15 protein-coding genes and 1 pseudogene are annotated in these 14245 nt (G+C 68.0%); 7 read left to right on the forward strand and 9 right to left on the reverse strand.

What is annotated here, in order from left to right; genetic code table 11:
• Positions 1 to 161: 161 nt before the first annotated feature.
• The 6 genes and pseudogenes from G3N96_RS27245 to G3N96_RS27270 form a co-directional block, all read right to left on the reverse strand.
• Positions 162 to 305: a hypothetical protein gene (locus G3N96_RS27245; RefSeq protein WP_241022842.1), complete on the reverse strand. Its 144-nt coding sequence runs from the start codon at positions 303 to 305 to the stop codon at positions 162 to 164.
• 74 nt (positions 306 to 379) lie between these two features.
• Positions 380 to 1063, reverse strand: a pseudogene (locus G3N96_RS27250) (FAD/NAD(P)-binding oxidoreductase); the annotation flags it as partial.
• A complete protein-coding gene (locus G3N96_RS27255; protein WP_206139116.1) occupies positions 1060 to 1404 on the reverse strand; it encodes a (2Fe-2S)-binding protein in 345 nt (114 codons plus the stop codon). The pseudogene G3N96_RS27250 and the gene G3N96_RS27255, both read right to left, overlap by 4 nt.
• Positions 1405 to 1406: 2 nt before the next feature.
• Positions 1407 to 2201, reverse strand: coding sequence for an ABC transporter permease (locus G3N96_RS27260; protein WP_206139117.1), 795 nt, complete (start codon positions 2199 to 2201; stop codon positions 1407 to 1409).
• Complete coding sequence (locus tag G3N96_RS27265) at positions 2198 to 3178, reverse strand: ABC transporter permease (RefSeq protein ID WP_206139118.1); 981 nt, start codon at positions 3176 to 3178, stop codon at positions 2198 to 2200. The genes G3N96_RS27260 and G3N96_RS27265 overlap by 4 nt, the downstream gene beginning before the upstream one ends.
• Positions 3179 to 4261, reverse strand: coding sequence for an ABC transporter ATP-binding protein (locus G3N96_RS27270; protein WP_206139119.1), 1083 nt, complete (start codon positions 4259 to 4261; stop codon positions 3179 to 3181). It lies immediately after the preceding gene.
• Positions 4262 to 4555: 294 nt separating this feature from the next.
• Here G3N96_RS27270 and G3N96_RS27275 point away from each other — a divergent pair, with 294 nt between their 5' ends.
• The 6 genes from G3N96_RS27275 (at position 4556) to G3N96_RS27300 (ending at position 10671) form a co-directional block, all read left to right on the forward strand.
• Entirely contained in the window at positions 4556 to 5443 is an 888-nt protein-coding gene (locus G3N96_RS27275; protein ID WP_047851761.1) for an IclR family transcriptional regulator, read from the forward strand.
• A 352-nt stretch (positions 5444 to 5795) separates the two neighbouring features.
• Complete coding sequence (locus G3N96_RS27280; protein ID WP_206139137.1) at positions 5796 to 6866, forward strand: porin; 1071 nt, start codon at positions 5796 to 5798, stop codon at positions 6864 to 6866.
• A 39-nt stretch (positions 6867 to 6905) separates the two neighbouring features.
• Positions 6906 to 7118, forward strand: coding sequence for a DUF3311 domain-containing protein (locus tag G3N96_RS27285; protein WP_011356070.1), 213 nt, complete (start codon positions 6906 to 6908; stop codon positions 7116 to 7118).
• Positions 7115 to 8593: a sodium:solute symporter gene (locus tag G3N96_RS27290; protein ID WP_206139120.1), complete on the forward strand. Its 1479-nt coding sequence runs from the start codon at positions 7115 to 7117 to the stop codon at positions 8591 to 8593. The genes G3N96_RS27285 and G3N96_RS27290 overlap by 4 nt, the downstream gene beginning before the upstream one ends.
• A 56-nt stretch (positions 8594 to 8649) precedes the next feature.
• Positions 8650 to 10122, forward strand: a complete 1473-nt coding sequence (locus G3N96_RS27295) for an amidohydrolase family protein (RefSeq protein ID WP_206139121.1) — start codon at positions 8650 to 8652, stop codon at positions 10120 to 10122.
• An 84-nt stretch (positions 10123 to 10206) separates the two neighbouring features.
• Positions 10207 to 10671, forward strand: a complete 465-nt coding sequence (locus G3N96_RS27300; RefSeq protein WP_206139122.1) for an Ivy family C-type lysozyme inhibitor — start codon at positions 10207 to 10209, stop codon at positions 10669 to 10671.
• A 141-nt stretch (positions 10672 to 10812) separates the two neighbouring features.
• On the opposite strand, the gene G3N96_RS27305 is transcribed toward G3N96_RS27300, so the two are convergent.
• The gene (locus tag G3N96_RS27305; protein WP_241022841.1) at positions 10813 to 11502 is read right to left on the reverse strand and encodes a GNAT family N-acetyltransferase; all 690 of its coding nucleotides are present in this window, start codon (positions 11500 to 11502) and stop codon (positions 10813 to 10815) included.
• A 35-nt stretch (positions 11503 to 11537) separates the two neighbouring features.
• Here G3N96_RS27305 and G3N96_RS27310 point away from each other — a divergent pair, with 35 nt between their 5' ends.
• Positions 11538 to 11921 carry a hypothetical protein gene (locus G3N96_RS27310; protein WP_124576133.1) on the forward strand — a complete coding sequence of 128 codons (384 nt, stop codon included), beginning with the start codon at positions 11538 to 11540 and terminating at the stop codon, positions 11919 to 11921.
• Between the two features lie 79 nt (positions 11922 to 12000).
• On the opposite strand, the gene G3N96_RS27315 is transcribed toward G3N96_RS27310, so the two are convergent.
• Complete coding sequence (locus G3N96_RS27315; protein WP_206139123.1) at positions 12001 to 12771, reverse strand: ABC transporter substrate-binding protein; 771 nt, start codon at positions 12769 to 12771, stop codon at positions 12001 to 12003.
• Between the two features lie 143 nt (positions 12772 to 12914).
• Positions 12915 to 14144, reverse strand: a complete 1230-nt coding sequence (locus tag G3N96_RS27320; RefSeq protein ID WP_206139124.1) for a cyanate transporter — start codon at positions 14142 to 14144, stop codon at positions 12915 to 12917.
• Positions 14145 to 14245: the final 101 nt, after the last annotated feature.

Genomic DNA, 14245 nt, shown 5'->3' on the forward strand with positions numbered 1-14245 from the left:
GTAATAGAGCCCCTTCGCGAAGGTGGAAGGCATGCGCAGCAGCGCGGGCGCGGCGGCGGCCTGGCGTCGCAGCGGGCTCGTGTCGAGCACGGCCGTGACGTGCGCGCCGGCCTTCGCATACTGGTACCGAGCACAGTAAAGTGTCGTTCGGCGAGAACGCGCTAGAGCGTGACGCCGGTTTCGATCGCGACGCCGTGCGCGCGCAGCCAGCAGATGTAATAGAGCCCCTTCGCGAAGGTGGAAGGCATGCGCAGCAGCGCGGGCGCGGCGGCGGCCTGGCGTCGCAGCGGGCTCGTGTCGAGCACGGCCGTGACGTGCGCGCCGGCCTTCGCATACTGGTACCGAGCACAGTAAAGTGTCGTTCGGCGAGAACGCGCTAGAGCGTGACGCCGGTTTCGATCGCGACGCCGTGCGCGCGCAGCCAGCAGATGTAATAGAGCCCCTTCGCGAAGGTGGAAGGCATGCGCAGCAGCGCGGGCGCGGCGGCGGCCTGGCGTCGCAGCGGGCTCGTGTCGAGCACGGCCGTGACGTGCGCGCCGGCCTTCGCATACTGGTACGCGACGAGATACAGCAGCGGCCCCGTGCCCGCGAACACGATGCGCCGGCCGATCGCGCAGCCTTGCGCCTTCAGCGCGACCTGCGCGCCGCCGAGCGTATAGACGCCCGCGAGGGTCCAGCCCGGCACCGGCAGCATGCGGTCGGTCGCGCCGCTTGCGACGATCAGGTGCGAATACGGCACGGTCACTTCGCGGCCGCCCTGCAGCGTATCGACGCGGCCTGCGCCACATGCCCACGCGAGCGTGTCCGGCCGGTAGTCGACGTGCGGCAGCAGCGCGGCCATGGTCCGGTGCACGGCGTCGGCCTTGGCGGCCTCGAACCCGTACAGCGTGCGCTTGCCGCGCGCGAAAGCACCGTGCGCCGGCGGTTGCCGGTAGATCTGTCCGCCCCAGCGCGCGTTCTCGTCGAGCACGACGGGGCGCAGCCCCGCGTCGACCAGCGCCTCGGCCGCGCGCACCCCGGCCGGGCCCGCGCCGACGATCACCGGTTGCAGTGCATCGTTCATCGCGTGTCTCCGGTTGCAACGGGCTGCGCGCCAGTGACGATCCGCATGCCGTCGACGATCGGCGCCGAGCACGCGCGCACGCGTGCGCCTGCTTCGGTGCGCACCCAGCAGTCCTGGCACGCGCCGATCAGGCAGAAGCCCGCGCGCGGCAGCCCGCTGAATTCGCTCACGCGCACGCGGCGCTGAGCGACGAGGATCGCGGTGAGCACGGTGTCACCGGCAAGCGCGTGCGCGGGGTGGCCGTCGAGCGTGAACGCGATGGCGGCGCGCTCGCGCTCGGCGACGCGCACGAATTGCGGGCCGTCATCGGCGATGTCGGAGGAACGGGAAACGGAAGTCATCGTCAGTGTTGGCCGATCAGGATGCGGTTCAGGCCGTACACGCGATCGAGCAGCAGCATCGCGCCGGCGGTGATGAAGATGACGAGCGCCGACACCGACGCCATCATCGGGTCGATCGACTCGGTCGCGTACATGTACATGCGCACCGGCAGCGTGACCGTCTGCGGCGACGTGACGAAGATCGACATCGTCAGCTCGTCGAAGCTGTTGATGAACGCGAGCAGCCACCCGCCGGTGATACCGGGCACGATCATCGGCAGCGTGATGCGGCGGAAGGTCGTCCACGGGTCCGCGCCGAGCGAGCACGCGGCCTGCTCGATGCTGCGGTCGAGGCCGGCGACGGACGCGAGCACGAGCCGCATCACGAACGGCGTGATGACGATCATGTGCGCGAGCACGAGCCACGCGAACGAGCCGGTCGCGCCGATCAGCGCGAAGAAGCGCAGCAACGCGATGCCGAGCACGAGGCCGGGGATCACGAGCGGCGACAGCAGCAGCCCGTTCAGGAATGCGCGGCCCGGAAAGGTCGCGCGGCCGATCGCGAGGCCCGCCGGCAGCGCGATCGCGAGCGACAGCGTCGCCGATGCGAAGGCGAGCTTCAGGCTGTTGAAGAACGCGGTGACGAAGTCCGGGTAGTCGAGGATCGCGCGGAACCAGCGCAGCGACAGCCCGTGGGTCGACAGCGTCAGCGTTTCGTCCGGCGTGAACGCGACCAGCACGACGATCGCGAGCGGCGCGAGCACGAACACGATCACGAGCGTGTGGAACGCGAGGGCGAAGGGGCCGTTCTTTCTCATCGGGATGCGCCTCCGAGGCTGCGCGCGTAGCGGCGTTCGAGCACGCGGTAGTAGGTGAGCATCACGACGAGGTTCGCGGCGAGCAGCAGCACCGCGATCGTCGCGCCGAGCGGCCAGTTCAGCGAGCCGAGGAATTCGTCGTAGACGGCCGTGGCCGCGACCTTCAGCCGGCGTCCGCCGAGCAGGCCGGGAATCGCGAATGCGCTCGCCGACAGCCCGAACACCATCAGGCTGCCCGACAGCACGCCCGGCATCAGCTGCGGCAGCACGATGCGGCGCAGCGTCGTGAATGGCGATGCGCCGAGCGACAGCGCCGCGTGCTCGGTCTGCGGATCGAGCCGTTGCAGCGCGGTCCACACCGGAATCACCATGAACGGCAGCATCACGTGCACCAGTGCGATCACGATCGCGAAGGTCGTGTATTCGAGCTTGTACGGCCCGAGGCCCGCGAGACCGAGCGCCTGGTTCACGAGCCCGCTCGTGTTCAGCAGCATGCTCCAGCCGAACGCGCGTACGACGACCGACACGAGCAGCGGCGCGAGGATCGCGAGCAGGAACAGCGAGCGCCACGGATCGCGCATTTTCGACAGCACGTACGCTTCCGGCGTGCCGATCGCGACGCAGATCGCGGTCGTGAGTGCGGCGATCCCGAACGTGCGCAGGAAGATCGTGTGGAAGTACGACGAGCCGAGCACTTCCGCGTAGTTGCCGAACTGGAACGCGGCGATCGCGCCCGTCGCCGGGTCGAAGCGGTAGAACGTCAGCACGAGCGTCATCGCGAGCGGCACGAGCACGAGCGCGGCGAACAGCGCGAAGGCGGGTGCGCACATCAGCCACAGCGGCGCATGCGCGCGCCAGGTTGCGCGTGGTGCGCGTGCGGCGGCGACGGTGCGTGTCGGCGTGGCCGCCGGCGCGTCGGGCTGCGCGAGGCCGGCCGGCACGTCGTCGGTGATCAGCGGGCGGGTGGGCTGTCCCATTCAGGCCTCCCGGCGCATCACGCGCACCGCGTCGCTGTGCCAGTCGATGCCGACCGGTGCGCCTTCCGCGAGCGGTTCCGCGCCTTCGTTCTGGCAGCACACGAGCACTTCGCCGAGCGCGCTGTCGACGCGGTACAGCCACTGGCTGCCGAGAAAGAAGCGGCTCGTGACGGTCGCGGCGAAGCGGCCGGCATCGGGCGCGCACAGCCGCAGCTTTTCCGGGCGGATGCAGACCGACACGGCATCGCCGACGCCCATGTCGCGCTCGCGCGGCGGCAGGAGCGCGGTGCGCCCGGTCTCGGTGAGGTCGTGCCCGAGGTCGATGCGGATCGCGTCGCCGTCGTGCGCGACGATCGTGCCGGGCAGCAGGTTCGCCTTGCCGATGAACTGCGACACGAAGCGGTTTTCCGGGCGCTCGTATGCACGGTACGGCGTGTCGGTCTGCGTGATGCGGCCCGCTTCCATCACGACCACACGGTCGCTGATCGACAACGCTTCCGACTGATCGTGCGTGACCATGATCGTCGTCGTGCCGATCTTGCGCTGGATGGCGCGCAGCTCGAACTGCATGTCCTCGCGCAGCTTCGCGTCGAGGTTCGACATCGGTTCGTCGAGCAGCAGCACCGGTGGCTCGATCACGACCGCACGGGCGATCGCGACACGCTGCCGCTGGCCGCCCGACAGCTCGCGCGGAAAGCGGTGCGCGAGCGCATCGAGGCGCACGAGCGCGAGCGCGGCGCGGATGCGCTCCGCGCGCTCGGCCTTGTCGACGCCGCGCATGTCGAGGCCGAAGCCGACGTTTTCCGCGACGCTCATGTGCGGAAACAGCGCATAGCTCTGGAACACGATGCCGAGCCCGCGGCGGTTCGGCTTCAGGTGCGTGATGTCCTGCCCGTCGAGCGCGATGCGCCCGTGCGTGACGTCGACGAAGCCGGCGATCATCTGCAGCGTGGTGGTCTTGCCGCAGCCCGACGGCCCGAGCAGCGACACGAATTCGCCTTGTTCGACCGACAGGTTGACGTCGGCGACGGCGGTGAGGTCGCCGAAGGTTTTCGTCAGATCCGTAAGCGTGAGAAACGACATGGGAAGCTCCGGGTTCGCACACCGCGTGGCCGGTGTGCCAATGACGCGGACTCTAGCCAGCCATATTTCGGAGCGTCAATTTCGAATTCTGCTGAACGGGATGAATTTCGGAAAAATTCCGGTGAACGGAATGGATCGTGGCACGGCATGCAAATCGTTCCGCTGGATGATGGGCGGCCAGGCCGCGAAATGCACGCGTCAATCCCGTGCACACCCGGATGCCCGCGGAATGTCGGCCGGACGACAATGGCGGCTACCGTATTCCGTTCATTGAAATCATCGAGGAGAGCCGGCATGCAGGAACCCCATTCGCCCGGAACGTCGCCGGCCGCCCGCGCGGCGCACCCGGACGAGGACGCCGCCGATCCGGCCGGCGCGCCGGGCACCGGCATGCTGCAGCGTGCGTTCGCGATCCTGCGCGCGCTGGCAGGCATGCAGCAGGACGGCGTGCGCGTCACGCATCTCGCGAAGGCTGTCGGCCTCACGCAGGGCACCGCGCACCGGATCCTGCAATCGCTGATCGCGGAAGGGATGGTCGAGCAGGACGAGCAATCGAAGCTGTACCGGCTGAGCGTCGACTTCTTCGCGCTCGCCGCGCAGGCCGGCAACCCGAGCAGCATGCGCACGCTGTGCCGCCCCGCGCTGCTGCGGCTGTGCGCGAGCCTCGGCGAGACGATCTTCCTGCTCGTGAAGAGCGGCTTCGACGCGGTGTGTCTCGACCTGTGCGAAGGGCCGTTCCCGATCCGCTCGTTCACCGGCGACATCGGCGGGCGCATCGCGCTCGGCGTCGGGCAGGGCAGTCTCGCGATCCTCGCGTTCCTGCCCGAAGCGGAACGCGAGGAAGTGATCCGCTTCAACGTGCCGCGCATTCGCGGCTATGGCGTGCTCGACGAGGTGTACCTGCGCACCGAGATCGAACGCGTGCGGCAGCTCGGCTACGCGGGCCGCAACAGCGGCGTGCTCGACGGAATGGCCGGCGTCGCCGTGCCGATCCTTGATCGCACCGGGTATCCGGTGGGCGCGCTGAGCGTCGGTACGCTTGCGTCGCGCCTCGGCGACGACCGGATGCCGATGGTCGTCGAACTGCTGCGGCGCCAGGCCGATGCGATCGGGCCGCGCACCAACCCGTTCGACGCCGCGCTGCGGCGGCCGATGCACGGGCTATCCGGGAAAACCGCATAGACGCATCACGCGTCGACGTTTCGTCAGCTTGCTTACGCGAACCATTCATATCTGAGCAAAGCGCGCCATGTCCAGCGGACACGCGCGCTTTCGTTTCTCTTGCAGCGGCGCACCTTCCCCGCTCATCTCCTCGCCATTCGATTTTCAACTGCCGCTCAGTTGAACATTTCATTTCTTGATGCGATTGCGGCTGGATACCATCCAGCCACTGTCTATACAACCCGATCGGCGCGTCTGGGCAGGATCAAAAAAACACAACACATCGATGAACAGGTTTGGAGCGGAGAAGAAGGAGATGGTACGAATGAAAGGCGGGAAGACGGGCGCCGCGGGCGTGGGCGCAGCCGTGGCCATGCTGTTTGCCGGCGCCGCGCACGCGCAGTCGACGGTGACGCTGTACGGGATCGTCGACGCGGGCGTGACCTACACGAACAACGCGAAGGGCCACGCACTGTGGCAATTCACCGGCGGCAACGAATCGGGCCCGCGCTTTGGCTTGATCGGCACCGAGGATCTCGGCGGCGGCCTGAAGGCGAACTTCCGCCTCGAGAACGGCTTCAACGTCGCGAACGGCGCGCTCGGGCAGGGCGGCCGGATGTTCGGGCGTTCGGCGTGGGTCGGCCTGAGCGGCGCGAACTGGGGCGCGGTGACGCTCGGCCGCCAGTACAACTCGACGCAGGACATCCTCGGCTCGCTGCAGATGAGCAGCTTCCTCGCGCAGTACTCGACGCACCCGTTCGACAACGACGACATCAACAACACGTTCCGCACCAACAACGCGGTGAAGTACGTGTCGCCGACGATCGCGGGCCTGCAGGCGAACCTCGTGTACGGCTTCTCGAACTCGACCGGCTTCGCGAACGACAACAGCTGGAGCGCGGGCGTCACGTACGCGAACGGGCCGCTCAACGCGGGCGCCGCGTATGCGCGCGTGAACCATCCGGCGGTCAGCACGAGCGGCGCCGTTGCTTCGGATAACTACTATCCGGCGTCGGCATCGGTGTTCGGCGCGAGCCTCGGGAACGCGATCCGCCAGCAGATCTGGGGCGCGGGCGGCAGCTACGCGATCGGGCCGGCCACGCTCGGCCTGCTGTACACGGGCTCGAACTTCGGGCAGGCGACGGGCGGCGCGCTGCGCTTCAACAACTACGAAGGCAGCCTGCGCTACCTGATCACGCCGGCGCTGATGGCCGCCGCCGGCTACACCTATACGCAGGTCGCGCGCGCCAGCGACAGCGGCCACTATCACCAGGTATCGGCCGGCGTGCAGTACCTGCTGTCCAAGCGCACCGACGTGTACGTGAACGGCTTCTACCAGAAGGCGTCGTCGGGTGTCGGCCGGGCGTGGATCGACGGCACCGACAGCGCGTCGTCGACGACGTCGCAGGTGGCGGTGGTGGTCGGCATCCGCCAGAAGTTCTGATGTTCTGACGCATACGCGCGTCTTCCGGAGGAGGCACTCATGAAACTCAAACTGTTGCTGGCGGCGTTGCCGTTCGTCGGGATGTATGCGGGCGGCTCGCTCGCCGAGGTGCGGCCGCTGCTGTTCGGGCTGCCGTTCCTGCTCGTCTGGAACCTGGTCTGGATGGCGGCCACCGCCGCGATCCTCGCGATCCTGTTCCATCTCGACGAGCGCGACGCGGCCCGCGCCGGCCGCCCGGGAGACGCGCGATGAATGCTTCGATCCTCATCATCGCGGCGTTCGCCGTGTTCGCGCTCGCGATCGGCGTGATGGCGCGCCGCGGCCGCAAGCTCACGCTCGAGCAGTGGGCGGTCGGCGGGCGCGGCTTCGGCTCGCTGCTCACGTTCCTGCTGATGGCCGGCGAGGCGTTCTCGACGTTCTCGTTCCTCGGCGCGAGCGGCTGGACCTACAGCAAGGGCGTGCCCGCGTTCTACATCCTGTCGTACGGCTGCCTCGCGTTCGTGATCGGCTACTGGATGCTGCCGGCCGTCTGGCGTTACGCGAAGGCGCGCGGGCTCGTGTCGTTCGCCGACTACTTCGCGGCGAAGTACGACAGCCGCGCGATCGGCGTGCTGGTGTCGGTCGTCGCGGTGTTCGCGATGGTGTCGCTGCTGATGATCCAGTTGCGCGGGCTCGGCGTGATCGTGTCGGAGATGTCGTACGGGCTGGTTCCGCAAGCGGCCGCGATCTGGATCGCCGCGACGCTGATGGCCGTGTACATGGTGGTGTCGGGCATCCACGGCTCGGCGAGCATCGCGATCTTCAAGGACGTGCTGATCCTCGCGATCGCGATCTTCCTCGGCCTGTACCTGCCGATGCATTACTACGGCGGCCTCGGCGCGATGTTCGCGAAGCTCGACGCCGCCCATCCCGAACTGCTGCGCATGCCCGAGCATGGTTTCAACCTGAGCTGGTACAACTCGACGATCCTGCTCACGTCGCTCGGCTACTACCTGTATCCGCACGGGTTCACCGCGATCTACGTCGCGAAGGACGAGCGCGCGCTGCGCCGCAACGTGATCCTGATGCCGCTGTACCAGGTGCTGATCGCGTTCCTGTTCCTCGTCGGCTTCGCGGCCGTGATGACCGTGCACGGGCTCGAAGGCGCGCAGGCCGATCTCGCGCTGCTGCGGCTCGTGAAGCAGACGTTCCCCGCCTGGTTCGTCGGCATCGTCGGCGGCACGGGCCTGCTGACCGCGCTGGTGCCGGGTTCGCTGATCATGCTGAACGCGTCGACGACGATCGCACGCAACATCTACCGCGAAGGTTTCGCGCCGAACGCGACCGATCGCGAGGTGACCCGCGTCGCGCGGATCGCGCTGCCGATCTTCACGCTGGTGGTCGTCTACTTCGTGCTGCGTGGCGGCGCGACGTTCGTCACGCTCGCGATCTTCTCGTCGAGCCTGCTCACGCAGCTCGTGCCGATGCTCGCATCGAGCTTCCTGAAGCGGCCGTTCGGCACGCGCGAAGGTGCGTTCGCGGGGATCGCCGCCGGCGCGATCGTGATCGCGATGACGAACACCTATGGCGTGACGCTCGCGTCGCTGTTCCCGCGCGCGTCGAACACGCTGACGTCCATCAACCCCGGGCTCGTCGCGCTTGCGGTGAATGCGGTGGTGTTCATCGTGATCAGCGCGGGGCAGCGCAGGCTGAAGGCGCGGGTTGCTGCGCCGGTCGGTTCCGCGTGACGACTGGACGGCTGGATGGCAATGAAATCAATCGAACGACGACAGGACACTGTGCGATGACGACCGAGGACAACCAGGCGGACAACCGCGAAGCGATCGACACGCTGATCGCGAATGGCTGCGTGATCACGATGGACCCGCGGCGGCGCGTGATCGAGCACGGCGCGGTTGCCGTGAAAGGCGATCGGATCGTCGCCGTGGGCGGCACCGACAAACTGCAGGCTCGCTACCGCGCCGCACGCACGATCGACGCGCGCCGCAAGGCCGTGCTGCCGGGCCTGATCGATGCCCATGCGCATGCGGGTCATGCGATGCTGCGCACGATCGGCGGCGCGGACGGCGACGCATGGTCGGCCGCGGCCGAGACGATCTACACGCGTGCGTCCGACGAGGCGTTCTGGGAGACCGAATCGCACCTTGCCGCGCTCGAGCGGCTGAAGGCCGGGGTGACGACGGGCGTGTCGCTGCTCGGCGGCGGCAACTCGATCATGCGCGTCGACGATCCGGTCTACGCGCGGCGCCATTGCGATGCGGTCGTGCGCACCGGTACGCGCTCGATCGTCGCGGTCGGCCCGTCGCGGCCGCCCGCACCGCGTGCTTACACGCGCCACACGCCGGACGGCAGCGACACGCGCGACATCGATTTCGACACGATGTACGCCGTGTGCAACAGCATCATCGACGAATGCCACGGCGATGCCGACGGCCGGATCCGCATCGCGCTCACGCTGCCCGTGTACGGGCCCGAGCACGATCCGGAACTCGCGCGGTACGAACGCGACTTCCGCGACCAGGCCGCGCGCTACGGCGCATTGGCGCGCGAGCGCGGGCTGACGTTCACGCAGGACGGCCACCGCGCGGGCACGCTCGCGTTCGCGCACCGCGAGCTGAGCTTGCTCGGCCCGACGTCGTTCATGTCGCACAGCATCGACCTGACCGACGACGACATCGCGGCATGCGTCGAGACGGGCACCGCGATCGTCCACAACCCGAGCGCGATCATGTCGATCATCGGGCGCTGCCCGGTGCCCGAGCTGATCGACGCGGGCGTGACGGTGGCGATCGCGTCGGACGGCGCGGCGCCCGATCGCGGCTACGACATGTTCCGCCACATGTGGCAGTGCATGCATTACCACCGCCGGCATTTCCGCGACCCGGACGTGCTGCCGCACGGCAAGGTGCTGGAGATGGTGACGATCGACGCGGCGAAGGCGCTGTCGGTCGATCACGAAGTCGGTTCGCTAGAAGCCGGCAAGCTCGCCGACATCATCCTCGTCGACCTGTTCCGGCCGCACATGATGCCGATGAACATGCCGGTGTATCGCGTGACGTGCTTCGCGAACGCGGCCGACGTGTGCATGACGATGGTCGGCGGCAGGGTGCTGATGGAGGAGCGGCGCGTGTTGTCGGTCGACGAAGGCGCGGTGCTCGAACGGGTGCACGAAGTCGCGGAACTCACGATCGAGCGCAGCGGGTTGCGTCACCTGCTCGACGAGCCGAAGACGCTGTGGGGGCGGAGTCACTATTGACTGACAAAAATTGACACGACGGGACGAACTCTTGTCGGCTTTGTGGCGACTAAGGAATCGTTACATTGATAGGAGTATGGATAAATGAACGTCAGGATGCCGCTTGCCGCTGCCGCGCTGCTCCTCGCCCAGGCCGCATGGGCCGCGGGCCCCGCGCCGACGAAAACCTGGACGATGAGCGCCATCCCCGGCGATCGCGCGGCGAGCGACGCGTTCGCCGCGATGAAGAAAGGTCACGCGGTGCCGGCATGGGTGACGAACGGCACCGAATCTCCGGCAACCACCGTCGTGTTCGGCGGGCACGACGTCTACGTGATGACGGCTTGCAAGCCGCACAGGTGCGGGTCGGAGCGCATTGCGGTGCTGTACGACCCGCAGAAGAAGGTCATGTACGGTGTGCTGTCGGTCGCCGGTCCGAAGGAGGGCGCCGAGAAGCTGACGTGGCTCAATATCGGCGGCGGTAGCGAATCGATCGACGGACGGACGATTCTGTATGCGGCGCTGACGGGCAGCCTCGAGAACCACCCGGACGCGTTCAATGACAAGTGACGCCGGCCGATTGACGGCCGGTCATGCATCGATCGCGATCGCTGCCCGAACGGGCCGGTCGACGTGAAGCAGGGGCGTCGCGCGATCGTGCGCGGCGCCCCTTTTTGCTGGCGCGGCTCGGTCGGCATGCAACTGCGAAGGTCAGCGACGGTAGATGAACTCCAGGTCGGTCGCTTCCCCGACCTTGAAATCGTACGTGCCGACCTTCCTGAAACCGGCCTTCTCGTAGAAGGCGATGGCCTTCGCGTTGCCCGACCACACGCCAAGCCACACCGGGCCGGGGCGTTCCGTAGCCAGATAGTCCAGTGCGGAATCGAACAACGCGCGCCCGGCGCCGGTCCCTTGCGTACCGCGCCGAAGGTAGATCTGATGGATTTCCCCCGACCCGTCGGCAACTTCCGGGTGCGGGAGCTTGCACGGCCCCGCGTGCGCATACCCCACCAGCCGGCCGTCGTCGCTTTCGGCGACCCACGTGCGGCATTGGGGATCGTTGAGCTGGCCCGTGACCGTTTCCACCGAGTAGGCCTCGGTCTCGTACGCAGCCAGATCGTGCGGCGGGTAGTCGATATTGAATCCGTCTTGCAGAAAGGTTTCGCGAAACGTGTCGCGCTTCAGTTCGGCAAGCGGGATGGCATCGGACGGCGTGGCAACGCGGATCAACATGAAGGATGGCTGGGTTCGTGGATCGGGCAGACAGTTTATCCCGGCTGACGAGCGGCTTGCGGGCGCCCGGTCGACCTGCGTGCGAGCCGTGTCGGGGGCGGATGCGCGCGGACCTGACCAACCGCAAGGCAATCCTGCCGATGCCGGTGGTTGACGGCCGACGGACATGCTAGGATTTCCGACAAACAACTTCGGAGACTGCCATGCCGTTCATCTGCGAAAACGTTGCATGCCGCGCCGTGCTGGCTCGCGGGCAGGTCAGGCCCCATCAAGAGGACTCCGGGTGGTGTTTCCACTGCCCGGACTGCAACACCCGGAACGAGTTGATGTACGTCGACGTGGCCGGCGGCGCCGTCGAACTGGTTCAGCCGGAGCGTGCCAGCCCGCCGCACAAGGTGGTGGCGACGGCCCGGCCGTTGCAGGACGGCAAATACGCCGCGCAGTTGAGCGTTCAGCGGGCGCTCGCCGTGAAGGGAACGTACGCGGCCGAAGAACACTGGGATGAACTCGGTGTGTTCGGCGACGCGCAGGAAGCCGTCGCGCACGCGAAGTCGTTCGCCACCGATCTGTTGCAGCGAGCGGCGTAGTCGATATCATTCGGTCAACGAAGAAGCGGTGTCGCGCACGCCTGTGCGACACCGCTTCGCGTTGCCCCGTTCGTTCCCGTCAGTTGTAGATGTCGAACGAAAAATACTTCTTCGCGATCCGCTGGTACGTCCCGTCCTGGATCAGGCTCGCAAGCGCCTGGTTGATCTGCGTGCGCAGCGCGTCGTCATCCTTGCGCACGCCGATCGCCGAACCCACGCCAAGTGTCTTCGGGTCATGCAGCGGCGGCCCCGCGAATTCGAAGTTCGCGCCCTTCGCGGTTTTCAGGAAACCGAGGTCGGCCTGCACCGACGATTGCAGCGACGCGTCGAGCCGCCCCGACAGCAGGTCCTGGTAGACGAGATCCTGCGTCTGGTACGTGCGGACGATCACGCCCTTCGGCTCCCAGTACGTGCGTGCATAGGTTTCCTGCGTCGAGCCCTGCTCGACGCCGACGCTCTTGCCCCGCAGCGATTCGGGCGTCGGCTGCAGGTTCGAGCCGCGCCGCGCGACGAGCCGGGGCGGCACGTTGTCGATCTTGTCCGTGAACGCGATCTGCGCGAGGCGCTTCTCGGTCACGCTCATCGACGACAGCACGCCGTCGAACTTGCGCGCCTTCAGCGCGGGGATCATCCCGTCGAACGCGTTCTCGACCCACACACAGCGCACCTTCATCCGTTCGCAGATCGCATTGCCGAGATCGATGTCGAAGCCGACGAGCTTGCCGTCGGGCGCGAGCGATTCGAACGGCGCATAGCTGGGGTCGACGCCGAGGCGCAGCACCGCCGGGTCTTTCGCGGCGGCGGCGCCGGCCGTCAGCGCGAGCGCGACGGCCAGGACGAGTTTTTTCATGTCTGTCTCCAATACCGATTGATGTTGTTTGTCGTGAAGCGAACCAGCGGCCGTTGGGCGTGACTGCCCGCGCCCGGCCATGCGCGGACGGCGTGACGTTGCGCCGGCAACGGCCGGCGAAACGTCCGGATTCGAAGGGGGCGTTAGCGGGCGGCGCCGGTGATGCGCACCATGCTGTGCCGGTAGCCGGCGGGCGCGAACGCGGCGTTCAGCGCGGCCATCGCGGCGATCACGCCGAGATGGATCCACCACGCGATCGCGAAGCCGCCGCCCGCGTCGCGCAGCCAGCCGATCAGCCAGGGGCTGGTCGCGACGGTCAGGAAGCCGATGCCCTGCACGAACGCGGCGAGTGCGCCGGCGAGCCGCGCATCGGGCAGGTGGTCGAGCGTGACGATCAGGCTCATCGAGAAGAAGCCGCCGAGACCGAGGCCGACGCTCGCGACCCAGAGCCACGGCGCGAGCGCGGGCAGCGTCGCGAACCCGATGAAGCCGGCCGCCTGCAGCGCGAGCGTGAGCCACAGCACCGCGCGGCGGTCGGGCGAGCGTTTTGCGAGCATCGGCATCGCGAGTGCGCCGATCGCCTGGAACAGCGCCATCCACGCGAGCAGGTTGCCGCTCGCTTGCGGACGCATGCCGATGCCGCGGTAGAACGCGGGCAGCCACGCGACGAGGCTGGCGTAGCCGCTGTTGCTGAGCCCGAAGAACAGCGCGAGCTGCCACGCGCGCGGAATGCGGATGAACGCGGTGAGCGGAGCCGATACGGCCGTCGCGCGCACGGCGTCGCGCGGCGCTTTCGCCCGCCACAGCGCGAGCGTGACGAGCGCGGGCACGGCCCACACGGCGAGCGCGAGATGCCAGCCGCCATGCGCGGCGAGCCACGGGCTCGCGACCGCGCCGAACGCGCCGCCGCCGACCAGCGCGGCCGAGTAGAGGCCCATCGCGAGCGGCAGCCGGTCGACGAACCAGCGTTTCGCGAGGCCGGGTACGAGCGCCTGGATCACGGCGACGCCGGCGCCCGCGACGATCGCGGTGCCGATCAGGCCCGCGCTGCCGTCGCTCCACAGGCGCGCCGTGCAGCCTGCCGCGATCAGCGCCAGCGCGACGCTCAGCGCGCGCTGCTCGCCCACGCGTCGCGCGAGCCCGACGCCGATTCCGGCGACGACACCCATCAGCACGAACGGCAACGTGGTCAGCAGCGCGGCCGCGCGAAAGCCGAGGCCCGTGTCGGCGCGCACGACGTCGAGCACGGGGCCGAACGCGGTCAGGAACGGTCGCAGGTTGAGGCCGGCCAGCACCAGCAGTGCGAGCGCGCCATAGGACACGGACGCCGCATGCGGGCGGTGGACGGCTTGCGCGGTGCCGGGGTCGGACATCGGAATGCTCCAGGGAGGGGCCGGTGGCCCCGTGATGCGATGCCGAAAGGGTAAGCGCGCGCTACGCCAGGTGAAAATTAAATATTCGACTGGGAATCAGT

This window comes from Burkholderia sp. Se-20373 (assembly GCF_017104705.1).
In the GTDB taxonomy this organism is placed as follows: domain Bacteria; phylum Pseudomonadota; class Gammaproteobacteria; order Burkholderiales; family Burkholderiaceae; genus Burkholderia.